The 25,882-nt window shown below is 75.1% G+C and carries 22 protein-coding genes and 1 pseudogene; 5 read left to right on the top strand and 18 right to left on the bottom strand.

Translation table 11 applies throughout. The annotated features are described in order from the left end of the window. Positions 1–55 precede the first annotated feature (55 nt). Both ACIQG9_RS00185 and ACIQG9_RS00190 read left to right on the top strand, forming a co-directional pair. Positions 56–718: pseudogene (locus ACIQG9_RS00185) on the top strand (Glu/Leu/Phe/Val dehydrogenase dimerization domain-containing protein); the annotation flags it as partial. Positions 719–1,300: 582 nt separating this feature from the next. After that, the gene (locus tag ACIQG9_RS00190) at positions 1,301–1,645 is read left to right on the top strand and encodes a GNAT family N-acetyltransferase (protein ID WP_400398740.1); all 345 of its coding nucleotides are present in this window, start codon (positions 1,301–1,303) and stop codon (positions 1,643–1,645) included. 114 nt (positions 1,646–1,759) lie between these two features. Here the strand turns inward: ACIQG9_RS00190 and ACIQG9_RS00195 are convergent, their stop codons facing one another. From ACIQG9_RS00195 to ACIQG9_RS00210, 4 genes are all read right to left on the bottom strand, one after another. After that, positions 1,760–2,398, bottom strand: a complete 639-nt coding sequence (locus ACIQG9_RS00195) for a hypothetical protein (protein WP_400396481.1) — start codon at positions 2,396–2,398, stop codon at positions 1,760–1,762. A gap of 12 nt (positions 2,399–2,410) precedes the next feature. Next, complete coding sequence (locus ACIQG9_RS00200) at positions 2,411–4,195, bottom strand: DUF4012 domain-containing protein (RefSeq protein WP_400396484.1); 1,785 nt, start codon at positions 4,193–4,195, stop codon at positions 2,411–2,413. Positions 4,196–4,321: 126 nt separating this feature from the next. Then, positions 4,322–5,539 carry a glycosyltransferase family 4 protein gene (locus tag ACIQG9_RS00205; RefSeq protein ID WP_400396487.1) on the bottom strand — a complete coding sequence of 406 codons (1,218 nt, stop codon included), beginning with the start codon at positions 5,537–5,539 and terminating at the stop codon, positions 4,322–4,324. Between the two features lie 208 nt (positions 5,540–5,747). Further along, positions 5,748–7,205 carry a polysaccharide biosynthesis tyrosine autokinase gene (locus ACIQG9_RS00210; protein ID WP_400396490.1) on the bottom strand — a complete coding sequence of 486 codons (1,458 nt, stop codon included), beginning with the start codon at positions 7,203–7,205 and terminating at the stop codon, positions 5,748–5,750. Positions 7,206–7,392: 187 nt separating this feature from the next. Between ACIQG9_RS00210 and ACIQG9_RS00215 the strand changes: the two genes are divergently transcribed. Next, positions 7,393–9,261: a polysaccharide biosynthesis protein gene (locus ACIQG9_RS00215; protein ID WP_400396492.1), complete on the top strand. Its 1,869-nt coding sequence runs from the start codon at positions 7,393–7,395 to the stop codon at positions 9,259–9,261. A gap of 260 nt (positions 9,262–9,521) precedes the next feature. Here the strand turns inward: ACIQG9_RS00215 and ACIQG9_RS00220 are convergent, their stop codons facing one another. The 10 genes from ACIQG9_RS00220 to ACIQG9_RS00265 form a co-directional block, all read right to left on the bottom strand. Then, positions 9,522–9,725 (bottom strand): hypothetical protein, encoded by a 204-nt coding sequence (locus tag ACIQG9_RS00220; RefSeq protein ID WP_400396495.1) that lies wholly within the window; start codon positions 9,723–9,725, stop codon positions 9,522–9,524. 14 nt (positions 9,726–9,739) lie between these two features. Then, positions 9,740–10,060: a hypothetical protein gene (locus tag ACIQG9_RS00225; RefSeq protein WP_400396498.1), complete on the bottom strand. Its 321-nt coding sequence runs from the start codon at positions 10,058–10,060 to the stop codon at positions 9,740–9,742. After that, positions 10,057–10,467, bottom strand: coding sequence for a DUF1622 domain-containing protein (locus ACIQG9_RS00230; protein ID WP_400396500.1), 411 nt, complete (start codon positions 10,465–10,467; stop codon positions 10,057–10,059). The genes ACIQG9_RS00225 and ACIQG9_RS00230 overlap by 4 nt, the downstream gene beginning before the upstream one ends. Before the next feature lie 40 nt (positions 10,468–10,507). Beyond that, positions 10,508–11,095: a TMEM165/GDT1 family protein gene (locus tag ACIQG9_RS00235; RefSeq protein WP_400396502.1), complete on the bottom strand. Its 588-nt coding sequence runs from the start codon at positions 11,093–11,095 to the stop codon at positions 10,508–10,510. Between the two features lie 262 nt (positions 11,096–11,357). After that, positions 11,358–12,323: an L-histidine N(alpha)-methyltransferase gene (gene egtD / locus ACIQG9_RS00240; protein WP_400396505.1), complete on the bottom strand. Its 966-nt coding sequence runs from the start codon at positions 12,321–12,323 to the stop codon at positions 11,358–11,360. A 51-nt stretch (positions 12,324–12,374) separates the two neighbouring features. Further along, positions 12,375–13,115, bottom strand: a complete 741-nt coding sequence (gene egtC / locus ACIQG9_RS00245) for an ergothioneine biosynthesis protein EgtC (protein WP_400396508.1) — start codon at positions 13,113–13,115, stop codon at positions 12,375–12,377. Positions 13,116–13,131: 16 nt separating this feature from the next. Continuing rightward, positions 13,132–14,472 (bottom strand): ergothioneine biosynthesis protein EgtB, encoded by a 1,341-nt coding sequence (gene egtB / locus ACIQG9_RS00250; RefSeq protein ID WP_400396509.1) that lies wholly within the window; start codon positions 14,470–14,472, stop codon positions 13,132–13,134. After that, on the bottom strand, positions 14,469–15,704 hold the full coding sequence (gene egtA, locus ACIQG9_RS00255) for an ergothioneine biosynthesis glutamate--cysteine ligase EgtA (RefSeq protein WP_400396512.1): 1,236 nt from the start codon (positions 15,702–15,704) through the stop codon (positions 14,469–14,471). Before egtA ends, egtB begins: the two co-directional genes overlap by 4 nt. Before the next feature lie 149 nt (positions 15,705–15,853). Beyond that, positions 15,854–16,534, bottom strand: coding sequence for a hypothetical protein (locus ACIQG9_RS00260; RefSeq protein ID WP_400396515.1), 681 nt, complete (start codon positions 16,532–16,534; stop codon positions 15,854–15,856). Between the two features lie 16 nt (positions 16,535–16,550). Beyond that, positions 16,551–17,177, bottom strand: a complete 627-nt coding sequence (locus ACIQG9_RS00265) for an RNA polymerase sigma factor (RefSeq protein ID WP_400396517.1) — start codon at positions 17,175–17,177, stop codon at positions 16,551–16,553. A 514-nt stretch (positions 17,178–17,691) separates the two neighbouring features. On the opposite strand from ACIQG9_RS00265, the gene ACIQG9_RS00270 reads away from it, so the two are divergent. Together ACIQG9_RS00270 and ACIQG9_RS00275 are read left to right on the top strand one after the other, a co-directional pair. After that, entirely contained in the window at positions 17,692–19,128 is a 1,437-nt protein-coding gene (locus ACIQG9_RS00270; protein ID WP_400396520.1) for a serine/threonine-protein kinase, read from the top strand. 71 nt (positions 19,129–19,199) lie between these two features. After that, a complete protein-coding gene (locus ACIQG9_RS00275) occupies positions 19,200–20,462 on the top strand; it encodes a nucleotide sugar dehydrogenase (RefSeq protein ID WP_400396523.1) in 1,263 nt (420 codons plus the stop codon). A 41-nt stretch (positions 20,463–20,503) separates the two neighbouring features. Here ACIQG9_RS00275 and ACIQG9_RS00280 read toward each other — a convergent pair whose 3' ends face one another. The 4 genes from ACIQG9_RS00280 to ACIQG9_RS00295 form a co-directional block, all read right to left on the bottom strand. Next, positions 20,504–22,978, bottom strand: a complete 2,475-nt coding sequence (locus ACIQG9_RS00280) for an ABC transporter permease (protein ID WP_400396525.1) — start codon at positions 22,976–22,978, stop codon at positions 20,504–20,506. 203 nt (positions 22,979–23,181) lie between these two features. Then, positions 23,182–23,847 carry a response regulator gene (locus ACIQG9_RS00285; protein ID WP_400396527.1) on the bottom strand — a complete coding sequence of 222 codons (666 nt, stop codon included), beginning with the start codon at positions 23,845–23,847 and terminating at the stop codon, positions 23,182–23,184. Beyond that, positions 23,844–25,085 (bottom strand): sensor histidine kinase, encoded by a 1,242-nt coding sequence (locus tag ACIQG9_RS00290; RefSeq protein ID WP_400396530.1) that lies wholly within the window; start codon positions 25,083–25,085, stop codon positions 23,844–23,846. Before ACIQG9_RS00290 ends, ACIQG9_RS00285 begins: the two co-directional genes overlap by 4 nt. Positions 25,086–25,176: 91 nt before the next feature. After that, the gene (locus ACIQG9_RS00295; RefSeq protein WP_400396533.1) at positions 25,177–25,851 is read right to left on the bottom strand and encodes a DUF305 domain-containing protein; all 675 of its coding nucleotides are present in this window, start codon (positions 25,849–25,851) and stop codon (positions 25,177–25,179) included. Positions 25,852–25,882: the final 31 nt, after the last annotated feature.

Raw genomic sequence — 25,882 nt, forward strand, 5'->3', positions numbered from 1 at the left:
GTACACCGACGGGTGGCGGCGACGGGCCCCACCGGGACCGGGAAGGACGTGTCGGATGCCGGAGGCCGCCGAGTCGGTGTTCGCCAGTGTGGTCAGCCGGAACCCGGGTGAACCGGAGTTCCACCAAGCGGTGCGGGAGGTGCTGGAGAGTATCGGCCCGGCCCTCGCCCGGCACCCCGGGTACGCGCACGCCCGGATCATCGAACGGATCTGCGAGCCGGAGCGGCAGATCATCTTCCGGGTGCCGTGGGAGGACGACCACGGCCGGGTCCGGGTCAACCGGGGGTTCCGGGTGGAGTTCAACAGCGCACTCGGCCCGTTCAAGGGTGGCCTGCGCTTCCACCGGTCGGTCTACCTGGGAATCGTCAAGTTCCTCGGGTTCGAGCAGATCTTCAAGAACGCGTTGACCGGGCTGCCGATCGGTGGCGGCAAGGGTGGCGCGGACTTCGATCCGAAGGGACGTTCGGACCGTGAGGTGATGCGGTTCTGCCAGAGCTTCGTGACCGAGTTGTACCGGCACATCGGCGAGCAGACCGGCGACAGCCTGGACGGCAAGCGGGTGGTGGTCTCGGGCTCGGGCAACGTGGCGACGTACGCGATCGAGAAGGTGCACCAGCTCGGCGGCACGGTGGTCGCCTGCTCCGACTCGGACGGCTACGTGCTGGACGAGAAGGGCATCGACCTGGAGCTGCTGCGGGAGCTGAAGGAGGCGAGCCGACCACCCGGCCGGGGACGACGGTGGCACCGGCAGCCGGCGGGCGGGGCGGCGGGCGGACGGCGGGCGGGGCGGCGGGCGGACGGCGGGCGGGGCGGCCGGGGGGCCGACGGTTATCCGGTGGTGGTGGCGGGGGCTGGCCACTACGGTGCCGGGATGCCGCTGCGCCCCGACCCCGACGCTCCCGCCCGCACCCTGCTCGCCGCCGACGACGGCGCCGTCCTGGCCCGGTTCCGCCCGCGCGACGACGACGGCAAGCCGGTGGCCGCGGAGGTGGCCCCGCTGACGGAGGACCTGGCCCGGGTTGCCGTCCAGGCCCGCCGGGACCTGGCCGGGCACCGCCTGGAGACGGCCGCCGACGGCCTGGCGGACGCGCTGGTCGCCGGCGGGCTCCGCCTGCGCCGCGCGGCGACGGACCTGCGGCACGACCTGACCGGGCTTCCCGCGCCGGTGTCCCTGCCGGCGGGCTGGTCGCTCCGGCCGGCCGGCTGGGACGACGACCTGGCGGACGGCCTCGCGGCGGCGTACGGGCCGGGGCACCCGGACGGGTCGTGGCAGCCCGGCGCCACGGCGCAGGTCCGGGCGATGGTCGAGCGGTCCGACCCGGTGCCGCCGTTACCGGGCGCCTCGGCCCGGGTGGTCGGGCCGGACGGGCGCAGCGCGGGTCACGTGCTGTGCGCCGGGCCGGTGCCGTGGACCGAGGACGGTGCCGCCTGGATTCTTAACCTGGGGGTGGCGCCGACGGCGCAGCGGCGTGGCCTGGGCCGGGCGTTGCTGGTGCACGCCCTGCGTGGCGCCCGGGAGGCGGGGCTGCCCGGGCTGGGGCTGGAGGTCACCGACGGCAACCCGGCCCGCCGGCTGTACGACGCCGCCGGCTTCCGGGTCCGTACCCGGGTGCTGTCGGTGTCGTTGCCGGCCGCGTCCACCTGACCCGCTCCCGCCGGCCCGGCGTGACCGCCGGCCGCCACCGCTCGGAACGCGCGGGGAGGCGCCCGCCGGACCGTGGGTCCGGCGGGCGCCTGCGGTACGTTCCGGCGACCCGGGTCAGCGGGTCGTGCCGAGGCGGTTGCGACGCCGCCACCCGAAGGCGGTGAGCATCAGCACCACACCGGCGCCGACGAGCCCGCCACCGACCTTCAGCGGCGTGCCGAGGCTGTCGCCGGTGACCGGCAGGCCACCGTGGTGCGGCTTCTTCTTCGGCAGCACGGTGAGGTTCGTGCTGGCCGTGCGGCCCGAGGTACGCCCGGTCGCGGTGAAGGTCAGCCGCCCGATGTCGCTGGGCCGGTAGCTCTTGCTGAACCGGCCGTTGCCGTCGGTCGGTGCCGTGAAGTGCCGGGGCGCGGGCTGCGACTGCGGGAACGCGACCGCGGTCATCGCGACGGTGGTGCCGTCGCTGCGTCGGGCCGGCGCCTGCCCCGGGACGGCTGCGGCGAGCGGCGCCACGGTGACGTCGATGTCGACGGTCTCGTTCAGCCCGAAGCCGGTGCCGGTGAGGACCACCGTCTCACCGATGGTGATGGTGGGCAGGTCGATCGTCAGCGCCGGCGGGGTCGGCGTGTAGTCCGGTGGCGGCTGTGGCGTGCTGTCGGCGGGCGGCTGCGGCTGCGCCGCCCCCGCCGCGGTCGGCACGGCCACGATGGCCAGGCCGACCGTCAGCGCCATGATGATGCGGGATAGCCGCATGATGGTCTCCTCCTACTGGTTGCAGCTAGGTGCGGGAACTACTTGGGTGGTCCACGGGGTGGCGGTCGGTGTGTGCCAGAGCTCGGGGGCGCCGGCGGTGTTCCTGCCGGTCAGCAGGTCGACGTCGAGGGTCCGGGTGGCGCCGGGGGCGACCTCGACGGTGGCCACGGCGACCTGCCGGCGGCGTTCCATCCCGCTGCCCAGCGCGGTGGCCCGGCCGTCCAGCCGGGCGCCGAGCACCGCGCCACCGGCCGGGCTGTAGAGGGCGACCAGGGTGCGGGCGGTGTAGGGGTCGCCGGCCTTGGCGAGGCCGAGCACCGAGTCGGTGAGCCCCGAGGCGGGGGCGGTCGAGTGGAGGGTGAAGCGCAGCCGGAGCTGCCGCCGCCCGTCGTCGGCGCAGTCGCCGACGGTGACCGTGGCCGTCGGCCGCAGGTAGTAGCCGAGCTTGGCGCCGCTGCCGTCGTTGAGGAACACCCCGACGGTCGGCGCGGTCTCCTGCTCGGGGAGCGCGCCGGCAAGCCGGCTGTCGCCGAACGTCCGCTGTTCCTCGGGCCGGGCACTCCAGAACAGTATCCGGCGTTCTGTGATAGAGCGGTCGAAAGCCGACAAAAGCGCTCTGGGGTCGACCTTCTTGGTGAGGAAGGCGTCGAAGACCGCGGCGGCGGACGCGGCGAAGAAGGCGTCCTGCCCGGTGCCGTCCCGCTGCTGGTACGCGTCGCTGAGCAGGGCGCGCACCACCTGGTCGCTGACCAGCGTGGTGTCGCCCGGCACCGACACCGGCCCGGTCGCCCGGAGCAGGTAGGACAGCACCACGGGATCGACCGCCAGCACACCGTCCACGGTGCTGCCGCTGTGCCGTCGGTACATCTCCCGGTAGAGCCCGGCCGCGGTCGGGAAGTTCGGCGTCAGGTTGACGTCGGCGGGATAGGTGCCGGGCAGGTCGGTGTAGATCCGGCGCACCTCGTCGTCCAGCCGCAGGGCGGGAGTGAAGCGGCCGAACTCGGCGCTGGTGCCCTGCTTCTGCATCCGGATCCGCCCGCCGTCGGCCCGGATCACCGCGTACGCGCCGAACATCCCGCCGGTGGCCCGGAGTTCGGCGAGGTTCTGCGAGACCAGCAGGTAGCTGCGGGGACCGTCCGCGCCGAGCAGGGTGGGCAGCACCCGGGCACCCCGGTCCGCCGCCCCGGTCAGGCTGGCCAGCCGGTCGATCTCCGCGCGCAGCCCGGCCAGCGCGGTCCGGATCTGGCTGACCAGGTCCTCGGTGGGCACCGCGTCGAGGTTGGCGCGCGACTCCCGGACGGCCGCGTCCGCCGCCGTCAGGGCCGCCGACGCGGCCCGCAGCCGGGCCAGGTCCAGCCGCCCCTGGTGCGGGACCAGGGTGGCCAGGTCCGTCTGGAGCAGCGCCGGGAAGGCCCGCCGGGCGAGGTCGTCGATCGCCACCGCGATCCGCCGCACCGCCGCCAGGTCGTCCCCGGCGTACGGCGCCTGCTGGCCGAGCCACCAGCCGGGGTCCCCGGTGGCGGCCCGGGCCGCGCCGGCCTGCTCCTGCAACGCCGCCAGCGTGCGCTGGGCGCGGTCGAGGTCGCCACCGATCACCTGGGCGCTCAACTCCCGGGCGAGACCGGCGGCGTTGACCAGGTGGGCCCGCGCCTGCCAGCCACGGAACCCCACCCAGCCGACGCCACCGAGCAGCAGCGACCCGACGACCAGCCCGATCAGCAGGACGCGACGGACCCGCTGCCGGGCCCGCCGCCGCAGTCTCCGCCGGCCGCGCCGCCGCCCGCCGCTCTCCGCCACACCACGCTCCACTCTGAAACGGACAGAAATGACCATTCATCGGTTTTCTAGCATGAACAACGAGCCTCATCCAGTTATCCACTGCTTTGATGAGGAAGTTCCGCTTCGCGAAAATCGTTCGGGTGATCAGCGGGCCGGGCCGGCGGCCCCCGCCACCTCACCCAGCAGCGCCTCGATCCGGTCCACCCCGGCCCGCAGCGACATCTCCCGCAGGTACGTCTCGCGTCCCCGCCGCCCCATCTCGGCCCGCGCCGGCAACGGGATGGTGGAGGCCAGCCAGAACCGGTCGGCCAGGGCGGCCCAGTCCTCGGGTGGGCAGGAGAGTCCGGCCCGGGCCCGCTCCACCAGCGCCGCGGTGTCACCACCGGCGGAGGCCACCACCGGGGCGGCGCAGGCCAGCGCCGACTGCACCTTGCCCGGGACCGTCCCACGCAGCTCCGGAAGGTCGCGCAGCATCACCAACTGGTAGTCGGCGGCGGCGTACAGCTCGGGCATGTCCACCGGTGAGCGCCGCTCGACGAAGCGGACGTTGTCGGCGCCCAGTTCGGCGGCGAGCCCCCGCACCCGCCGCTCCTCGGCACCGGAACCGACCAGCACCAGGTCCATCCGGTCGCCGAGCGCCGCCGCCGCCCGTACCGCCGTCTCCAGACCCTGGCGCGCCCCGATCGTGCCGGCGTGCATGACCACGCACCGGGCGTCCCGACGCACCAGCGCCTGGGCGGCCCGGCCGGGGCGGACCGGCTGGAAGATCCGCTCGTCGGTCCAGTTGAGCACCGTGCGCACCCGGTCCTCGGCGACCCCGTCGGCGAGCACCAGGTCCCGCATCGACGGTGCGGTGACCGCCACCACCCCGGCCTCGCCCAGCACCCGCCGCATGGTGGTGGCGACCCGGCCGGACCAGCCCCGCCGCTCGTTGGCGTCCGCCTCGGTCCAGAGGTCCTGCACGTGCAGGACGGTGGGGACCCGACCGAGCAGCCGCAGCAGCCCGGCGGTGGCGAAGGTGGTGGCGGGGAGTTGGACGACGTACAGCACGTCGACGTCGGCCAGGTAGCGCCGCCCGACCAGCGCGGCGCTACCGGCGAAGGAGAGGTAGCTGGCCATCCGGCCGCCGGCCGAGCCGTCCCCGCCGGGGTAGCGCGGCACCCGGCGCACGGTCAGCCGTTCACTGTGGGTCTGGTGCCGCCAGCGTTGCCGCCAGCCCGGATAGACGTGCCCGCCGGGGTAGTCCGGGAAGCCGGTCAACACCCGGACCTCGTGTCCGCGCCGGGCCAACTCCTCGGCGAGGCTGCCGGGGATGAAGGCCGGCTCCGGCGGGAAGTGGTACGACAGGATCCCGATCCTCATCCCCGTCCTCCCCCGTTCTCGGGTCCGGTGGATCGACCGGGGCGTCCGGTCGCGGCGCCGCGCGGTGGCCGGCCGGGAGCCGGCGCCGGGCGGGGGCGGCGGACCGCCACCCCCGACGCGGCCGACCGACCCGGTCCGGTCGGCACCCCCGCCGACCACCCGCGCCGCCCCGGGGCGGGCGCGCGGTCGGCGGGATCGGTGGTGGCCCTCATCGCGGCAGCCGGGTGAGTTCCTGCGTCCGGTCCCCGACGGTGTGCGGGCCCTGGTCGCCACGGTGCGCGGCGGTGGCCCGGTCGGCCGGCACCGACGGGGTGCCGGTGCTGGCGATCCGGTACGCCTCGTACTGGTAGGCGTCCGCCTTGGCCACCTTGGCCATGTTGAGCACGCAGCCGAGCAGCCGCACCGACACGGAGTGCAGCGAACGGGCCGCCGCGGCGACCTGGGCCCGCGAGGTCCGGCCCTGCTGGGTGACCAGGAGCGCGCCGTCGGCCTGCACGGCCACCACCACCCCGTCGGTGACGGCCAGCAGCGGCGCGGTGTCGATCACGACGATGTCGGCGGACTCGCGGAGCGCGAGCAGCAGGTCCGCCATCGCCTTCGAGCCGAGCAGTTCGCTGGGGTTCGGCGGGGCCGACCCGCTGGGCAGCACCAGCAGCGACTTGTCGCCCCAGCGCTGGACCACGTCACCGACCTGGACGTCGCCGACGAGCACGTCGGTGAGGCCGATCCCACCGCTGAGCCCCAGGTAGTCGGCGATCTTCGGCCGGCGCAGGTCGGCGTCGACCAGCAGCACCCGCCAGCCCGCCTCGGCCAGCGCGATGGCCAGGTTGCAGGAGAGGGTCGTCTTCCCCTCCCCCTGCAACGCGCTGGTCACCGCGATCACCCGGGCCGGCTCGTGCACGTCGACGAAGCGCAGGTTGGTCCGCAGCTTGCGGACCGCCTCGGCCCGGGCGGAGTTCGCCGCCTCCCCGACGATCAACGGCGCCGTCTTCGCCTGCGCCTCGAACGGGACCTCGCCCAGCAGCGGGCTGCCGGTGGCCCGTTGCAGGCCGGCGGCGTCGCGCATCCGGACGTCCACCACGCCGCGCAGCACCGCGAACGCCGCACCGAGCAGGAGTCCGATCAGCGCGCCGACGGCCAGGTTGCGGTTGGGCTGCGGGGAGACCGGGCTGGAGGTGACCCGGGGACCGCCGACCACCTCGATCTTGATCGGTCCGGCCCTGCCGTCCGCCGCCATCTCAATCTTCTGCACCAGCTCGACGAACCTCGCCGACAGCGCCTCGGTCACCTTCAGCGCCCGGGTCTGGTCGGTGTCGGTGACCGTGGCGCGCAGCAGCACGGTGCCCGTCTCGGTCGAGGTGCTGACCCGGCGCTGGACGTCGTCGGCGGTGAGGCCGAGCGAGGCGTCGGCGACCACGGCCTGCGCCAGGCGGTCGCTGCGCAGCAGGTCGGCGTAGGACTTCACACGCTGCTGAAGGAAGAGCCCGCCCTGGTAGGCGTCGGTGACACCCTGACTCGGGGTGGTGACGAAGAAGGTCACGGACGCCACGTAGCGGGGGGCCGTGCGGACCGTGACCAGGGCAGCCGAGCCGACCGCGACCATCAGCGTGACCAGGACGATCCACCAGTGTCGGCGGACCAGGCGCAGGCAGGTGCGAACGTCCATCACGCCCTCCGTTCCGGCGGAACGACTAGCCGGTGAAACTGCACGAAATCCCCCTAGTATCCACGATGGGCATGACAGTATCTAAACCGTCCAAGCAGGTCGTGATGCGACTAAACGAATGTAGACGATCGAAACTTCCCACAAAGCTGAATCCTCGCAATCACGGAACAAAACTCAGAGGACGCGAATGGACCACGCAGACCCCCTGGCCGACACACCCGCCACCACCACCAACCCGCGACGCGACTGGGTCACGCGACGTGCGAAGACCCTGTCCTTGCTAACGCTCGACACCGCTTCCTGGTGCGCCGGCTTCCTGGTCGCCACCTGGGCCCGGTACGAATTCGGCATCACCCCGCGGCAGTGCGCGTCCGCCCTGGGCGCGGCGCTGGTCTGCGCGGTCGTGCACACGGCGATCGAGCAGGTGCGTTTCACCGCCCGGGGCCGACACCCGGTCGGCAGCGTCGGCGAGGCACGCGACCTGGCCGGCACCGCCGTGCTGGCCGCCGCCGTGGCGCTGGCCGCGCTGCTGCCGATGGCCGCCCGACCGATCCCGGCGAGCGTGCCGGTGATGGGCGGCGCCGTCGCCCTGCTGCTGATGGGGGGCGGCCGGGTGACCTACCGGTGGCGCCGCGACCGGGACGTCCGCCCGGCCCGCTCGGCCGACCGGGCCCTCGTCTACGGCGTGGACGCGGCCAGCGAACGCCTGGTCCGGGTGTTGCTCGGGGACCCGAGCGGCGGTTACCTGCCGGTGGGTCTGCTCGACGACGACCCCGACAAGCAGGGGCTGCGGCTGGAGGGGCTGCGGGTGCTCGGCGGCCGGCGACAACTGGAGCAGGCGGTCCACCGCACCCGGGCCAGCACGGTGATCTTCTCGATCGACGGGTCGGACGCCGAACTGATGCGCGACGTCCGCAGCCGCACGTTGCAGGCCGGCGCCGCGTTCAAGGTGCTGCCCCCGGTGCGGGAACTGCTGGACCGTCCGGTGACCGCCACGACCGTCCGCGACCTGCACATCACCGACCTGCTCGGACGGTCCCAGCGGGTGGCCGAGCTGACCGTGGAACGCGGCGGACTGGCCGGACGTCGCGTCCTGGTCACCGGAGCCGGCGGCTCGATCGGCTCGGAGCTGTGCCGGCAGATCGCCCGCTGCGACCCCGGTGAGCTGATGATGCTGGACCGGGACGAGTCGGCGCTGCACGCCCTCCAGATGTCCCTGCACGGGCGGGCCCTGCTGGACGGCCCGGAGCTGATCCTGGCCGACATCCGCGACGCCGACGGGATCGCCCGGATCATCGCCGAGCGGAAGCCCGACATCGTCTTCCACGCCGCCGCCCTCAAACACCTCACCCTGCTCCAGCGGCACCCCGGCGAGGCGGTCAAGACGAACGTCCAGGGCACGCTGAACGTGCTGGAGGCGTGCCGGGACGTGGCGGAGTTCGTCAACATCTCCACCGACAAGGCGGCCAACCCGGTCAGCGTGCTCGGCTACTCCAAGCGGATCACCGAACGGCTCACCGCCCACTACGCCGACCGGTTCGCCGGGGCGTTCCTCAGCGTCCGGTTCGGCAACGTGCTCAGCAGCCGCGGCTCGGTGCTCACCGCCTTCCAGGCCCAGGTCGGCGCCGGACTCCCGATCACCGTGACCCACCCGGACGTGACCCGGTACTTCATGACCGTGCAGGAGGCCGTCCACCTGGTCCTGCAGGCGGCCGTGATCGGCCGGGGCGGGGAGGCGTTGGTGCTGGACATGGGCGAGCCGGTGCGGATCGCCGAGGTGGCCCGCCGGCTCGCCGCCGAGGCGTCCCGGCCGACCGAGATCGTCTTCACCGGCCTGCGCCCCGGGGAAAAGCTGCACGAGGACCTCTTCGGCGTCGACGAGGTCGACAACCGACCGTTGCACCCGCTCATCTCGCACGTCCGGGTACCCGCGCTGGCCCCGGACGAGTTGGCCCGGCTCGACCCGTACGGCGATCCGGGCGAGCTGGTCAAGCGGCTGGCGGCATGCTGCGACGACAACGCCGCCCGGTTCACCGCGCTGCCGTCCCCCCGCTGACGAGCCGCCCGTCCGACGCGCCGGGGTGGCCCGCACGAGTGGCCGCGGCCACTCGTGCGGGCCACCCGACAGGCCAGCTTGAGGACCCCGCCGGGCGAGCCGCTCGCCCCGGCGGGACCTGCGGGCCTCGACAGCCGGGCCGGGCGAACCGACCGCCCGGCCGGGACGGCCAGACCGGGACGCCGGACCCCGGAAGCCGGGACCCCGGAAGCCGGGACCCCGGAAGCCGGGACCCCGGGGCCCGGAACCCCGGGGCCGGGTCAGCGTCGCCGCTCGGCGGCCTGCTCCTGCTCCGACGGCTCGGTCTCCTCCAGCGCCTCGCTGACCGGCTCGGTCAGGTCGTCGCCCGGCACCGCCACCGCCTCGGCCCGGTCCTGCTCGTCCTGGCGACCGCCCGCCGGGGGTTCGGGGGCGGTCGCCTCGCCCACGAAGCCGTACTCGTTCGGCTCGTCATGCCGGCTCATCCTGGATCCTCCCGTTACATCCGGTTCGCAGCGTTCTCGCCCAGGTGGGGGCGTGATCGGCTTACCCACGGTGGGGGGCCGGTAGTCGGCGGGGTGGACCCGGCGGGGCCCAGGCCGAGCCAGAGGAGCTGGCGCAGCGCGATGATCGCCGCCTCGGTGGCCAGGGCGGTCCAGCCCGGCCCGGCGACCAGCCGGAGCAGGCCGGCGGCGACCAGCAGGTCGAGCAGCACCCGCAGGGCGGTCCGCCAGGAACGGGCGGTGAGCAGCACGGCCGCCCCGGCGGCGAGCGCGAGCGCGGCGACGAGGGCGGCGAGGGTGGCCGCGGTGCCGCTCACCCGGACGGCCCGCCGCCCCGGTCGCCGCCGGCCGGGGCGGACCCGACCGGGGCCGACGGGCCGTCCTTCACCTGCTGCTGCTCCTGGCCGATCTCCCGGCGGAGGAAGAAGTTCAGCGCGGTCCGGATGGTGGCGATCGCGGCGAGCTGCCCGATCTGGGCGAACGTCGGCGACACCGCGGTACGCAGGATGTCCGCCGCGAGCTGGAACTCCAGGCCGAGGGTGAGGAACCGGCCCAGGGAGAGCCGGATCGGGGTGAAGACGGCGGCGCTGCGGTGTCGAAGTCCCTCGACCACGAACCGCACCGCCGCCCAGAGCGCACCCACGAAGATCACCGCCGCGCCGGCAATCTCCACGACCCCCACCACGACCGCGTCGCCGTGGCGCAGCAGCTCGTCCAGCCTCACCCGGGGACGTTACCCGCCCCGGGCGGGGCTAGTCGGTGGGTCAGGAGAGCTCGGCGACCGCCTCGAAGATCAGCCAGAGGCCGCAGATGGCGAAGAGCACCGCGGCGCCGTACCGGATGGCCCGCTCCGGCAGGTGCCGGCCGAGCAGCCGGCCGACCAGGATGGCGAGGGCGTCCGCCGCCACCATGCCCAACGTCGAGCCGAGCCAGGTGCCGAACCAGCCGTACTTGGTGGCCAGGGTGATGGTGGCGAGCATCGTCTTGTCGCCCAGCTCGGCCAGGAAGAAGGCGACACCGACGGCGAAGATGGCCGACTTGCCGGTCTTCTCCGCCTTGCGCTTCTCCTCCTCGGTGAGCTTGTCCCCGCGCAGGGTCCACGCGCCGAAGCCGAGGAACGCCAGGCCGGCGACGAGGGAGATCCAGCCGGTGGGCAGCGCGGCGTGCAGCGCGACCCCGACGGCCACCGAGGCCAGGTGCACGATCGCGGTGGCGACGGTGATGCCGATCAGCACCGGGACCGGCTTGAACCGGGTGGCGAACGTGAGCGCCATGAGCTGGGACTTGTCCCCCAGCTCGGCGACGAAGATGACGCCGAAGCTGACGACCAGCGCGACGAGGAAACCGTCCATGAGTACCTTCCCGATCAGGCCGGGAGGAGGTGTGGGGCGCCCTCGACCCGGCTGTGACAGCCTGAGTCGAAGGTCTCGCCCGCCTCACCGTGGTGAGGCCGCGTGGCCGGATGCGGAACGCACCAGTGTGTCGACCACGACATTGGGGGCTACTCCCCTTCGCGTCGGACAGCCTAGCCGACCGGCCGGCGACCAGCGCACCGGGGTGCGCAGCGGCACCGGGGCGCACCGGCCACGGGCCGGCCGGCGGCGGCGAACGGCGTCAGTCGGCGCGGGCCAGCGTCACCCCGAACAGCCCGTCCGGGTCGGTCCAGAACTCCTCCCGGCGGAAACCGGCCGCCGCCAGCTCTGCCGCGATCCCCGCCGGATGGAACTTCGCCGACACCTCGGTACGTAGTTCCTCACCGGCCGCGAAGTCGACCTCCCACCCGAGCACCCGGACCCGCATCGGCCGCTGGGCCCGCAGCCGCATCTCGATCCACTCCCGCTCCGGGTCCCAGTACGCCACGTGGCTGAACGCCGCCGGATCGAAGTCGGCGCCCAACTCCCGGTTGATCACCCGCAGCACGTTGCGGTTGAACTCGGCGGTGACCCCGGCCGCGTCGTCGTACGCGGGCACGATCACCGCCGGGTCCTTGACCAGGTCGGTGCCGATCAGCAGGTGGTCTCCCGGCTCCAGGGCCGCCCGCATGGCGGCCAGGAAACCGGCCCGCTCGGCGGGCAGCAGGTTGCCGATGGTGCCACCGAGGAAGGCCACCAGCCGCCGGCCACCGGTCGGCAGCCGGTCGAGCTGACGGGTGAAGTCACCGACGATGCCCCGCACCCGCAGCCCCGGGTAGTCGGCGGCGATCTGCTCGGTGGACCGCAGCAACGCGCTGACCGACACGTCCAGCGGTACGAAGGTGCCCAGGCCGCCGCGCCGGGTGAACGCGTCCAGCAGCAGCCGGGTCTTCTCCGACGAGCCGGAGCCCAGCTCGATCAGGGTCTTCGCACCGGTCGACGCGGCGATGTCGCCCGCCCGCTCGACCAGTACCGCCCGCTCGGCCCGGGTCGGGTAGTACTCCGGTAGCCGGGTGATCTCCTCGAACAGCTCGCTGCCCCGGGCGTCGTAGAACCACTTCGGTGGCAACCACTTCGGATCGGCGGTCAGCCCGACCCGGACATCGGACCGCAGCCCCTCGGCGAGGTCCTGCTCCTCCAGGTAGATCTCCAGTGGTTCGGCGCTCATCAGATGTCCCCTTCCGTCGGCCGAACGTCCCGTCCCACCCGCACGACCGGGTCACGCCAGCTCGCTGACGCGCACCCCGGCCGGTCCCACCGCCACCAGCCGCCGGTCCGGCACCTCCCGCCAGCCCGGCCCGTCGTCCACCGGCTCGGAGGCCAGCAGCACCGCGTCGCCGGCCGCCCGCACCGACAGCGCGTGGTCCCACACGCTGGCCACCGCCGTCACGCCGTCGGTGAGCAGCAGGTTCAGCCGGGAGCCCGGGGCCGCGGCGGCGACCGCGCGCACCGTCGCGGCGACCGCCTCCGCCAGCGACGCGCCGCCCCGCAGCCGGTGCCGCACCAGCGCCCAGAGCAACGCCGAGTCGGTCGGCGCGTCCAGGGTCACCAGGTCCCGTACCGGCAGCCCGCCGGCGAGGTCGAGCACCGAGTCCGGCCAGCCGCGCAGCACGCCGTTGTGGCTGAACAGCCACGGCCCCTCGGCGAAGGGCGCGTTGGCGCTCTCCTGCACCGGCATGCCGACCGTGCCGGAGCGGACCGCCGCCAGCACCGCGCCGGCGGTGGTCACCGCGGCCAACTCGGCCAGGGTCGGGTCGGTCCAGATCGGCTGGGCCCGCCGGTACCGCACCGAGGTCGCCCCGCCGGTGTACCAGCCGACGCCGAAGCCGTCCGCGTTGATGGTCCCGCCGCCGCGCATGTCGCGCGGCGCCCAGGACTGCCGGACCAGCGAGTACGGCGGGTCGTACAGCAGCGCCCGCAGGGTCACCGGGGGGCCGAGGTACGCCAGGTGCCGGCACATCAGACGGCGCCGCCGCTCACCCGTGGGCCTCCTCGGGTCGGGCGTCGCGGGCGCAGCGGAAGCCGCTGAAGATCTGCCGCCGGATCGGGTAGTCCCAGTTTCGGAAGGTGCCCCGGCAGGCTGCCCGGTCGGTGCCGAACGAGCCGCCGCGCAGCACCCGGTGGTCGTCGCCGAAGAAGACCTCGGAGTATTCCCGGTAGGGGAAGGCGACGAACCCGGGATGGCCCCGGAAGGTGGTCGCGGTCCACTCCCAGACGTCGCCGACGAGCTGGTGCACCCCGAGCGGCGACGCGCCCGCCGGATACGCCCCGACCGGCGCCGGCCACAGGTGCCGCTGCCCCAGGTTGGCGTGCGCGGTGGTCGGGTCCTCGTCGCCCCACGGGTAGCGGCGGGACCGGCCGGTGACCGGATCCCAGCGGGCCGCCTTCTCCCACTCCGCCTCGGTGGGCAGCCGCCTGCCGGCCCACGCCGCGTACGCCTGTGCCTCGTACCAGCAGACGTGCACCACCGGCTCGTCGTCGCGCACCGGCGACCACCGCCCGAACCGCCGGTACGCCCAGCCGTCGCCGTCCCTGCGCCAGTGCATCGGCGCGGTCAACCCCGCCCCGGTGCGGTGCCGCCAGCCGGCCGGGCTCCACCAGCGCGGGTCGTCGTACCCGCCGTCGGCGATGAACTCCCGGTACCCGCCGTTGGTCACCGGCGCCGCGTCGATCACGTACGCGGGCAGGTCGACGGTGTGCGCGGGCCGCTCGTTGTCCAGTGCCCACGGGTCGGTCGAGGTGCCCATGGTGAACGGCCCGGCCGGCACCAGCACCTCCCCGGCGACCCGGGACCGTGGCTCGGGTGGTGCGGGCGCGTCGAGCACCGGCGGGCCGGACCGAAGCTGGTGGGTGGCGAGCATGGTCTCGTCGTGCTGCTGCTCGTGCTGCACGATCATGCCGAACGCGAACCCGTCGGCGACCAGCGCGCGGTCGGCGAAGCGGATCCCGTCGAGCAGGTCGTGGACCTTGTCCCGGACGGTCGTGAGGTAGCCGCGCGCCTCGGCCGGCGGCAGCAGCGGCAGCGTCGGGCGGTCGCTGCGGGGCTGCTTGAAGGCGTCGTACAGGTCGTCGATGTCCTGCCGGACGGGCGCGCGTCCGCCGACGTCGCGTACCAGCCAGAGCTCCTCCTGGTTGCCCACGTGGGCGAGGTCCCAGACCAGCGGGGACATCAGCGTCGAGTGCTGACGGGTCAGGTCGTCGTCGTCCACCGCCGAGGTGAGCGCGAGGGTCCGGGCCCGGGCCCGCCCCAGCTCGGCCGCGATCCGGCCACGCAGTCCTTCGGTCGTCTCGGTGCCCGGCTGCCCGGTGGTGGTCACCGGTGCCCCCTCTCCGCGGCGGCGATCCGCTGCCGGATCCCGCTGTCGATCTCCTCGTGGGTCCCGGTCGGCAGGTCCAGCCCGGGCAGCGCCTCCCGGGCCAGGTCGAGCAGGGCTCCGGCGGCCGTGGCCAGCGGCGGGTCGGCCAGCCCGTACCGGGCGGCGGTGTGCCAGCGGTCGGCCACCGGCGCGGCGACCGCCAGGGCCGCCCGGACCGTGCGTTCCCGGTGCAGCAGCGCGGCCAGCACGGCCAGCGGGACGGTCCAGCGCTGGCCGGGCTGGGCGTCGAGGTACCGGACCTCCAGGTAGCCCCGGGGTCGCACCGGCGGGAAGAGCGTGCTGACGTGGTATTCCAGGTCGTCGGTGGTGGGCGGCCGGGGCAGCGCCCCGTCGATCCAGTCGGCGAAGGTGACCCCCGGTGGTGGGGTCCAGTCCGGCCCGTCGTGCCGGACGCAGAGCAGCGGCGCGGCGAGGACGTACTCCGTCCAGGCCGCGACCGGGTCCTGGTCCGGCCGGTACGGCGACCAGACCGGGCGGGTGCGGGCCGGGTCGATGTGCAGCCAGGCGGCCATCCGGGCCGACGCCCAGCCGGTACGCCGGCCGGCGTGCCGGTCGGCGGTGGCGAACGCGGCCACCAGCGGCGGACCCACCGCGTGCACCGCCGCCCACCGGTCGGCGAACCCGGCGGGCTCGCCGACGTCGAGGCAGACCTGAAGGCCGGCGGTGCTGTACATCATGGTCCTGCCGGCCGGGCCGTGCCGGTCGAAGACGCATCGCATGGCGCGGTACCGGGGGGTGTCCACCACCGGGCGCGGCGCGCGCCACGGGTCGATGCCGGTCCGGCCGAGCACCAGCCCGGCCCGGCCGAGCAGGGCGCTGAGTTCGTCGATGTCGGCCTCGGTGGCCGAGATCAGCGCGGCGACCGAGGATCGCGGCGCGGTGGAGACCTCCACCTGGCCCCCGGGTTCCACGGTCACCGTGCTGCCGTTGCGCAGCGGACGGGCCGGGCTGGTGTCGTCCAGGGTGCCGGGGCTGTGCGGTCCGAGTGCCGCCCGCAGCCGCGCCCGGTCCACCGGTCGCGCGGGGTCGGCGGCGTCGTGCACGGTCCATTCCAGTTCGACGCCGGTGAGGGTGGGCGGCCCGGTCTTGAAGCAGATCCCGGCGAGGTGGCCGACGGCGCCGGTGACCTCGCGGAGTTCGGTCGTCCGGTCCAGCCCTGGCGACGTCACCACGAGATGGTCCCCCTCCCGACGCTGGGATCCGGCCGCACCGCGACCGGGCGGCCCCGACCGGCACCGGCCTGGCCCCTGGCCTCCATCCTCTGTCTAGCAGACGGATTCCGCAGAGCTGGACGGAAGAAATTTCTGTGAAGGGATTTCGACTAATTTTGCCGATCGGCGTTGGTGGCGTGGTCGGCGTCCCGGGCCGCGAGCAGGCCCCGGCAGAACGCCTCCACCCGGTCGGCACCGCCGACGGCGGCCACCAGGTCGGCGAAGCCCGGCCTGGTCAGCGCCTTCGCCCGCTGACCGGGCGACTTGGCCAGGTACGCCCGGCAGTGCCCGGCCAGCCGGCCGGCGCCAGCCGGCTTCCGCGGGCCGCCCGGGGTGGCGGGAACGGCGGCGGACGACGGCCCGGGGCCGGGCTTACCCGACGGCGTCAGGTGGGTCGCCCGGGGTGAACGCTGCGGGGTGGGCTCGACGGAGGTCGGCGCGGGGGACGGCGGGCGCTCCGGCTCGGCGGGGTGGTCGAGGGTGACGGCGGCGAAGGCCACCCCGGCGGTGGCGGTGGCGGCGAGGCCGGCGACCCAGGCCACCATGCCGGCGGTCAGCCCGCGCCGCCGCCGGGTGGGGACGACGGGAGCGTCGGCGCGGGTGGCCCGCGCGGCGCGGAAGGCCGCCACCGCCTCCTGCTCACCGGCCAGTTCACCGGGTCGGGCCGGGGCCGCGGCGGCGGCGAGCAGCCGGGCGAGCGGGGCGGCGGCGAGCGGGGTGCCGGCCGCGGCCGTGTCGAGCAGCCGCTCGGACTCGGGCCGGTCGGACCGGTCCGGCCGGCGGACGTTCATCCAGTTTCCCCTCACGTCAGCCGTCCGCCGGTTCGGTCCGGGCCGCATGGGGCGCCGGCCGGGGACGGGGTGGGGTCTCCCGGTCCTCGTCGCCGGCCGGTTGGGCCACGCCCTGCCGGTCCAGCAGCGCGGCCAGCCGGCGCAGCCCCCGGTGCGCGGCGGTGCGCACCGCGCCCGGTCGCCGGCCGAGCACCCGCCCGGCGCTCTCGGCGTCCAGCCCGATCACGGCGCGCAGCAGCACGGCCTCCGCCTCCCGGGGCGGCAGGGCGGCGATCAGCGCCAGCGCGGACTCGGTGCCGATCGTCTCGCCGGCCCGTTCGGCGGTGTCGGCGTCGCCGGCGAGGTCGCTCAACGCCTGCACCGGCACCGGCAGCGACGGGCGGCGACGCTGCCGGCGCAGGTGGTCCATCGCCCGGTTCCGGGCGATCGTCACGGTCCAGGCGCGGAACTCGCCGCCGGTGAAGCGGGGCAGGTCACGGGATATCTGCAACCAGGTCTCGGAGGCGACGTCCTCGGCGTCCGCGCCGACGAGGGCGGTGAGGTAGCGCAACAGGCCGGGTTGCAGGGTGCGGTAGAGGAAACGGAACGACTCCTCGTCCCCGGCCTGGGCGGCGGCGACCGCCTCGGTCAGTTCACCGGGCATGGCCACGCCGCTCCCGCAGTCCGACCCGGGCCGACGGCGGGTGGACCTGCGGGACGTACCCCCCGGTCCGGCAGCCGGACCCGCTCGCGCACCATCAGCCCCCCGCCGACCTGGTAGCCCGGCATCGAAGCCCGGGCGACACGTCTGGACACCCGCCGCGAGAGTACGGCGTCGGGTGTGACTGCCGTACCGGCCCGGTGGGCGGGCCAGAGTCGCGCTAACGCTAGAAGCCGGGCGGTGGGGGGACAAGTGGCACCGGCGAAGAGAGTGAGATAGCTCAACCCCGTCCGCCGGAGCGTCGACGTAACGGAGATCACCCCGGGGACGCTCGTCGGGCCGACGGGGAGCGCGGACGGGTGGGGCCGAACCAGTCCACGGCGGGCCGACGATCACGGAAAGTCCGGCCACCCTCACCGCCTGTCCGAGTCGTCGCCGGCCGGATCCGGACGGGGCGTCCCACCGGGGTCAGGAAGGGATATCGCCCGCTGCCGGACACCGGGACTCTGGGTACGGTATGGAGGTGTTGTCATCGGAGGTCGTGCTCAGCGGTCGCTACCGCCTGGACGAACGGGTCGCCACCGGCGGCATGGGCGATGTCTGGCGGGCCACGGACCTGATCCTCGGTCGCCAGGTCGCGGTGAAGGTGCTGCTGCCGGCGCTCGTCTCCGACCCCGATTTCATCGCCCGGTTCCGCGCCGAGGCGCGGATCATGGCCGCGCTGCGCAACCCCGGCATCGTGCAGGTCTTCGACAGTGGCGAGGACAAGCTCGCCGACGGCGGCCGGGCCGACTACCTGGTGATGGAGTTCGTCGAGGGCGAGCCGCTGTCCCGTCGGATCGAGGCGGCCGGCCACCTGGACGTGGCCGAGACGATGTCGATCGTGGCGCAGGCCGCGCAGGCCCTGCACGCCGCGCACGCCGGCGGGATCGTGCACCGCGACGTCAAGCCGAGCAACCTGCTGGTGCAGGAGGACGGCACGGTGGTGCTGGTCGACTTCGGTGTCGCCCGGTCCACCAATGTGACGAGCATCACCAGCACCAACGCGGTGCCGGGCACCGCCCTCTACATGGCGCCCGAGCAGGCGTCCGGCCGTCCGGTCTCCGCCGCCACCGACATCTACGCGTTGGGCGCGGTCGCCTACTGCTGCCTCACCGGTCAGCCGCCGTTCACCGGGGACAATCCGCTCCAGGTGGCGGTGCGTCACCTGGACGACGAGCCGGCGGAGCTGCCGGCGGACATCCCGCCGCCGGTCCGCGCCCTGGTGTCCCGGGCGCTGGCCAAGGACCCGGCGGACCGGTTCGCCACCGGCGCGGAGCTGGCCGCCGCCGCGCGCGCCGCCACCGGCGACGGGGCCGCCGCCACCACCGCCCTCGTCGCGCCGTCGCTGCGGGGCGCGGCCGAGCCGGCCGGGACCAGGGACGACCTGCCGGTGGTGCCGGCCGCCGCGGTGGCCTCGGGGCCGCGCCGCAACCGCCGGGGTTCGCTGGTCGGCGCGCTGGCCGCGGTGCTGGTGGCGCTGACCGCGCTCGGGGCCGCGCTGGGTGCGGCGAAGGACACCGACGGGGGCGTGCCGAACATCAGGAGCACCGCGCCGGCCGCGCCCACCGACGCGGCGGAGGCCCCGGCGACCACCGACGAGACCGGCTCCGGCGAGACGGACCGGCCGGACCGGCCGTGGAACCAGGGCAACCGGCCGTCGCCCTCGGAGTCGGTCAGCCCGTCGCCGCAGCCGAGCGGCTCGTCCCAGCCGCTGCCGACGAAGACCCCGCCGGCCACCCCGACCGCGTTGCCGACCACCACGTCCACCCCGGCGGATCCGCCACCGACCACCGCGTCCACCCCCGCGGATCCGCCACCGACCACCGCGGACGCGGGCGGCGGGGGCGGCGGGGCCGGCAACCCGTCGCAGGCCGGCCCGGACGCGGCGGGACGACACCACCAGCCCCAGTAACACCAAAACGGACGTAGAACCGCATATGACCTCTAGGCTCCCCACAAGGACACATCTGCAGGGGAGCCCGGGTGAACGCAGAGAAGCTCGTCGTCATCGGCCAGGGGTACGTCGGTCTGCCGCTGGCCATGCGCGCCGTCGAGGCCGGCCTGGACGTGGTCGGGCTGGACGTCGACTCCGACCGGGTCAAGCGGCTCGCCTCCGGCGAGTCCTTCGTCGAGGACATCCCGACCGACCGGCTCGGCCGGGCCCTGAGCAGCGGTCGGTACCGGCCGAGCACCGAGTACACCGACGCCCAGGACTTCGACATCTGTGTGATCACGGTGCCCACCCCGCTGCGCGACGGCACCCCCGACCTGAGCTACGTCGAGCAGGCCGGGCTGGGCATCGGCCCGTACGTCCGGCCCGGCTGCACCGTGGTGCTGGAGTCGACGACGTACCCGGGGACCACCGAGGACCTGCTGCGCCCGCTGTTGGAGTCGGCGAGCGGGCTGCACAGCCCCGGCGACTTCCACCTCGGCTACAGCCCGGAACGGATCGATCCCGGCAACCCCACCTGGCGACTGGAGAACACCCCGAAGATCGTCTCCGGGGTCGACGCGGCGTCGCTGGCCCGGGTGGACGGGTTCTACCGGCGGCTGGTCGAGCGGACCGTGCCGGTGGACTCGACCCGGGTCGCCGAGCTGACCAAGCTGATCGAGAACACCTTCCGCCAGGTCAACATCGCGTTGATCAACGAGCTGGCGATGGTCTCCCACCACCTGGGCATCGACGCCTGGCAGGCCATCGACGCCGCGTCGAGCAAGCCGTTCGGGTTCATGCCGTTCCGGCCCGGACCGGGGGTCGGCGGGCACTGCCTGCCGATCGACCCGTGTTACCTGTCCTGGCAGGTCAAGCGCACCCTGGGGCGACCGTTCCGGTTCATCGAGCTGGCCGACGACATCAACCACCAGATGCCCGAGCACGTCACCGGACGGGTGATGGCCGGGCTGAACCGGATCGGCCGGCCGGTCAACGGGGCCCGGCTGCTGCTGCTCGGCCTGGCGTACAAGCGGAACACCGGCGACATGCGCGACTCCCCCGCGGTGGACGTGGCGAAGCGGTTCCAGGCGCTCGGCGCGGAGGTCCGCGCGGTGGAGCCGTACGCGGAGCCGCAGCACATCCCCGGTGGGGTGGTGGTGGTCGACCTGACCGAGCGGGAGGTCGCGGCGGCCGACGCGGTGGTGCTGGTGACCGACCACGACTGCTTTGACTACGACCTGGTCACCCGGCACGCCCGGTACGTCTTCGACACCCGGGCCCGGTGCCGGGGCGAGATGGTGGAGCGACTCTGACCGTCGCGGTCCGGGCCGGCGCGGCCGACCCGGACCGGGGTTCACTCCGCGCCGAGCGCCTCCACCACCGGCCGGGCCAGCGCCCGGCGGGCCGGCAGCACCGAGGCGGCCAGCGCGGCGAGCACCGCCACCGCCAGGATCAGGGCGAGCCGCCCCCAGGGCAGCACCAGGGTGAAGTCGCCGCCGATCCGCGCCACGAAGGCCATCGCCCCGGCGCTGACGGCGACCCCGAGGAGCATGCCGAGCAGCGCGCCGACCAGGGCGGTCAGCACCGCCTCGACGGCCAGCATCGCGCGCATCCGGCCCCGGGACAGCCCGACGGCGCGCAGCACCGCGTGTTCCCGGGTCCGTTCCACCACCGAGAGGCTGAGCGTGTTCGCGACCCCGACCAGGGCGATCACCACGGCCAGCCCGAGCAGCGCGGTGACGAAGGCGAGCAGCATGTCCACCGTTCCGGTGAGCATCTTCTTGTAGGCGGCCTGGTCCATCAGGTTGACCGTCGGGTACCGGGCGAGCGCCGCCGCGACGGCGGCCCGGGCCCGTTCGGCGGACACCCCGGCGGCCGGCTCCACCTCGGCCAGGTGGCCCCGCTCGGTCGGGAAGAGCGCGGTGAAGTCGGCGTCCACCAGGTCGACGACGTGCCCGGCGGTTACCTTCGCCCCGGCCGGCTCCTCGGCGGTCACCACGGCGGCCACCCGGAACGAGCGGCCGGCGACGGTGACCGGCGAGCCGACCCGCCAGCCCCGGGCGGCGGCCAACTCCCGGTGCACCAGCACCTCACCCGGCCCCAGGTCGGCGACGTCCCCGGCGTCGACCCCGGTGAGGGTACGGCGGACCAGCGCCGGATGCGCCGCCCGCACCTCGACGCCGTCGACGGTCCGGCTGCGCTGTTCGTGCACCACCCCCAGCTCCGGGCGGGCGGCCAGCTCGCCGGCCAGCGGCGCGGGCAGGTCACCGCCGATCCCGGTGACCAGGTAGTCCACCCCGAGCTGGGCGTCGACGGCCCGCTCGATGCCCACCTTCACGCTGCCGGCACCCACCACGAACGCCGAGACCAGCCCGATGCCGATCACCAGGGCGGTGGCGGTCGCCGCGACCCGGCGCGGATTGCGGGTCGCGTTGGCGACCGCGAGCGCGGCGGCGGCCCCGCCGACCAGCCGCACCGGCCGGCCCAGTAGCCGGACCAGCAGCGGCACCAGCACCGGGCCGAACAGCACGATGCCGAGGAAGGCCAGCGCCCCGCCCAGGGCGACCAGGGCGATCTGGCCGACGGCGGCGGCGCCGGCCAGCGCGGCGACGCCCGCGGCGAGGACCAGCGCGCCGATGGTCAACCGGACCCGGCCCGCGCCCCGGGCGAGCTGCCCGGCGGCGTCGGTGAGCGCGGCGACCGGCGGCACCCGGGTGCCCTGCCAGGCCGGCACCAGCGCCGACGCGACGGTGACCCCGGTGCCGAGCAGCAGGCAGAGCAGGATCGTCCGGCCGCTCACCGTGACCCCACCGGCGACCGACAGGTCGAGGCGGGGCGCCAGCGCCGTCAACGCGGCGGCCAGGCCGGCGCCGAGGGCCACCCCGAGCGCCGAACCGACCAGGCCGAGCAGCGCCGACTCCAGCAGGGCGGCCCGGAAGACCTGTCCCCGGCGGGCCCCGACCAGTCGCAGCAGCGCGATCCGCCGGGTCCGCTGGGCGAGCACGATGGCGAAGGTGTTGGCGATGACGAAGCCGGCCACCACCACCGCCACCCCGGCGAAGGTGAGCAGCACCATGCCGAACTGGTCCAGGTCACGGACCGCGTCGTCGACGGCCTCGTCGAGGATCCGCTGCCGGGACTTCACGGTGGTGCCGCCGCCGGCCACCCCGGCCACCCGGTCGGCCAGCGCCGCCGGGGACACCCCCGGCGCGGCGGCCACCATGATCCGGCCGTAGCCGCGTTCCCCGGTGACCGCCAGGGCGTCCGCGCCGACCAGGCCGATGAACGGCCCGCCGACGTCCCGGACGGTGCCGGCCACGTCCACCGTGCCGACCAGGGTGTACGGGCGGGCCGCGCCGGTCACCCCGCCGACGGAGACCGGGACGCCCAGCGGGAAGTCCTGCGCCTCGGCGGTGGGGGCGTCGAGGACCACCTCGCCGGGGCGGTCGGGCAGCCGGCCGGCGACCACGTCGTACGAGCGCAGCGCCGGGTCGGTGGGGATCGCGGCGAGCACGGCGAAGCCGAGCACCGGACGGCCGTCCGCGCCGACCACCCCGGCGGTGCCGGTCAGCTCACCCTCGGCGGCGGCCACCCCGTCGACCGCGCGGACCCGGTCGACCAGGGACGGCGGCAGGGCCGTCCGGCCGGCGTAGACCCCGAGGTCGGTGTGCCGGTCGAAGGCGCCGGCACGGGCGTACGCCCCGGCCCGCATGCCGTCGGTGCAGATCAGCGTGCCGGCGACGAAGGCGACACCGAGCACGACGGCCAGCGAGGAGAGCAGCAGCCGCAGCGCGTCGGCGCGCAGCGTCCGCAGGGTCAGGCGCAGCATGGCGGTCACCACCGGCCGGCGGTGGTGACCGGGTGGACGGGTGCGGCGACGGACATCTGGGGCTCCCGGTCGGGCGTGGTCAGGACACCTCCGACGCTATGGAGGGGTCCGCCCGGTGGGCGTCCACCCGCCCGCTCGATCCGGCTCCGCCGCAGGTCGACCCCGACCGGGCGGACCCGTACGACCCAGGTCGTACCCGACGGTCAGCCGCCCGGGGTGACCAGGCCGCTCTCGTACGCCAGGACCACCGCCTGGACCCGGTCGCGGAGCTGGAGCTTGGCCAGGATCCGGCCCACGTGGGTCTTCACCGTCGCCTCGGCGACGTGCACCCGGGCGGCGATCTCGGCGTTGGCCAGCCCCTGGGCGACCAGCAGCAGGATCTCCCGTTCCCGGTCGGTGAGCTGGGCCAGTCGCGGGTCCGCCGCCGGGGCCGGGCCGAGCTGGTCGGCGAACCGGTCGAGCAGCCGGCGGGTGATCGACGGGGCGACCACCGAGTCACCCTCGGCGACCACCCGGATGGCGGCCAGCAGCTCCTCCGGCGGCACGTTCTTCAGCAGGAAGCCGCTCGCCCCGGCGCGCAGCGCGGCGAACGCGTCCGCCTCGGTGTCGAAGGTGGTGAGCACCAGCACCCGGGGCCGGCCGTCGGCGGAGCCGGCGCAGATCCGGCGGGTCGCCTCCACTCCGTCCATGGTCGGCATCTGCACGTCCATCACCACCACGTCGGCCTCGATCCGGCCGAGCACCCGCAGCGCGTCCGCGCCGTCGATCGCCTCGCCGACCACCTCCAGGTCGGGCTGGGAGTCCAGCACCATCCGGAATCCGGCGCGGACCAGCGCCTGGTCGTCCACGATCACCACCCGGACCGTCATGCCGCGATCACCTCCGTCCCCGGCGTCGACGGTAGCGGCAGCCGTACCTCGACCTGCCACCCGCCACCGGTACGGGGGCCGGCGGTCAGGCTGCCGTCGTACACGCCGACCCGCTCGCGCATCCCGACCAGGCCGTGGCCGCCGGACGGCGCCGGGCCGACCGGCGGGCGACCGCGCCCGTCGTCGGTGACCCGGACCAGGACGGCGTCGCCGGGGCGGCCGAGGGTGACGGTGACGCTCGCGCCGACCCCGGCGTGCTTGAGGGCGTTGGTCAGCGCCTCCTGCACCACCCGGTAGACGGTGAGGTCGAGTCCGGGCGACAGGACGGCCGGCTCGCCGTCGGCGTGGTACCGGATCCGCAGGCCGGCGTCCCGGAAGCGCTGGAGCAGCGCGGGCAGCTCGGCCACCGTGGCCCGGCGGCGCTCCGGGTCGGCGGTGGACCCCGCGCCGCCCGGGTCGGCCGCCGCGCCGGGCCCGGCCGCCGGCTCCGGCGGGCTCGGCTCCCGCAGGACGTCCACCAGCCGGCGCATCTCTTCGAGGGCCTGCCGGCCGGTGTCGGCGACCACCTTCACCGCGTGCCGGGCGGTCTCCGGATCCCGGTCGAGCATGAAGCGGGCCCCGTCGGCCTGCACGATCATCACGGCCATGCTGTGCGCCACCACGTCGTGCAGCTCCCGGGCGATCCGGGCCCGCTCGCCGGCCACCGCGGCGCGGGCCTCCGCCTCCCGTTCCCGTTCCAGCGTGGCGGCCCGCTCCTCCAGGCTGAGCACGTAGAGCCGGCGGGTGCGTACGTTCAGCGCGGCCAGCCAGACGCCGCCGGTGATCAGCCCGAAGTAGATCGCGGTGGCCCACCAGGCGACGTTGGACACGGTCTGCGAGGCGGCCAGCAGCACCCCGACGGCGGCGACGGCCCCGGCCAGCACGCCGTCGCGCAGCCGGTCGGCGTACTTGACCACGCTGTAGAGGGCGATCAGCACGGCGACGTCGTAGGCCAGCACGCCCCAGCCGGCGACCACCTGGGTCAGCGCCAACGCGGCGACCACGGCGGCGGCCAGCGACGGGTGCACCCGGCGGAACAGCAGGGCCACCGCCATCCCGAGGCCGACCAGGACGGCCGGCCAGCCGCCGGGCTGGGCGGCCACCCCGGCCAGGGCGAAGAGCACCACCAGGCCGGAGACGCCGACGTCGAAGCCGACGTCGCGCAGCGGACGACCGAAGACAGTACGGTTCACGGTCACCCAGCGTAGTGCCTGCGACCGGGTCGGCAGCGGCCCGCCGGGGCGACCCGGCCGCCCGGACCGGCGCGGAATCCGGCCGGGCGGGGCCGGCTCAGCGCAGCTCGCGCAGCCGGGCGATCTCCACGGCCTGTTCGGTGGCCACCGCGTTGGCGAACTCGTTGAGCTGCTGGTCGGCGCCGGCGGAGAGCAGCTCGGTGGCCATCGCCACGGCGCCCTCGTGGTGCGCGGTCATCATCGCCACGAAGAGCCGGTCGAAGGCGGCGCCCCGGGCGTCGGCGAGCCGGCGGATCGCCTCCGGCGACTGCATGCCGCGCATGCCGGTGTGGTCGTGGCCGGGCACCTCGGCGGGCAGGCCCCGGGTGTCCAGCCAGCCGCGCAGCAGCCCGATCTCCGGCCCCTGGGCACCCCGGATCCGGGCGGCGATCGCCTTGACCTGCGAGCTGGCCGCCCGGTCGGGGGCGAGGGCGGCCAGCTCCAGGGCCTGCTGGTGATGCGGGATCATCATCCGCACGAACCACACGTCGGGGGTGTTGTAGCGGGGCGGGCCGGCGTCGCGGACCTGCTGGGCGGGGCGGGCCGTGGCGGACTCCCCCGGCCGGCCCGGCACGATCACCTTCGGGGCGTCGGCCGGCGGAGTCGGCGTCGCCGTGCCGTCGGATGCCGCCGGCACCGGCCGGCCGTCGGGGCGCACCGCCAGCCCGAGCGCCAGCAGGGCGACGACGGCGACGGTGCCGACGAGCAGGATCCGTCCACGTCGGCCGGTCATGCGAGCCCCCCTCGGGTCGAGGTCGCCGCGA

The organism is Micromonospora sp. NPDC092111 (assembly GCF_044755745.1).
Taxonomy (GTDB): domain Bacteria; phylum Actinomycetota; class Actinomycetes; order Mycobacteriales; family Micromonosporaceae; genus Micromonospora.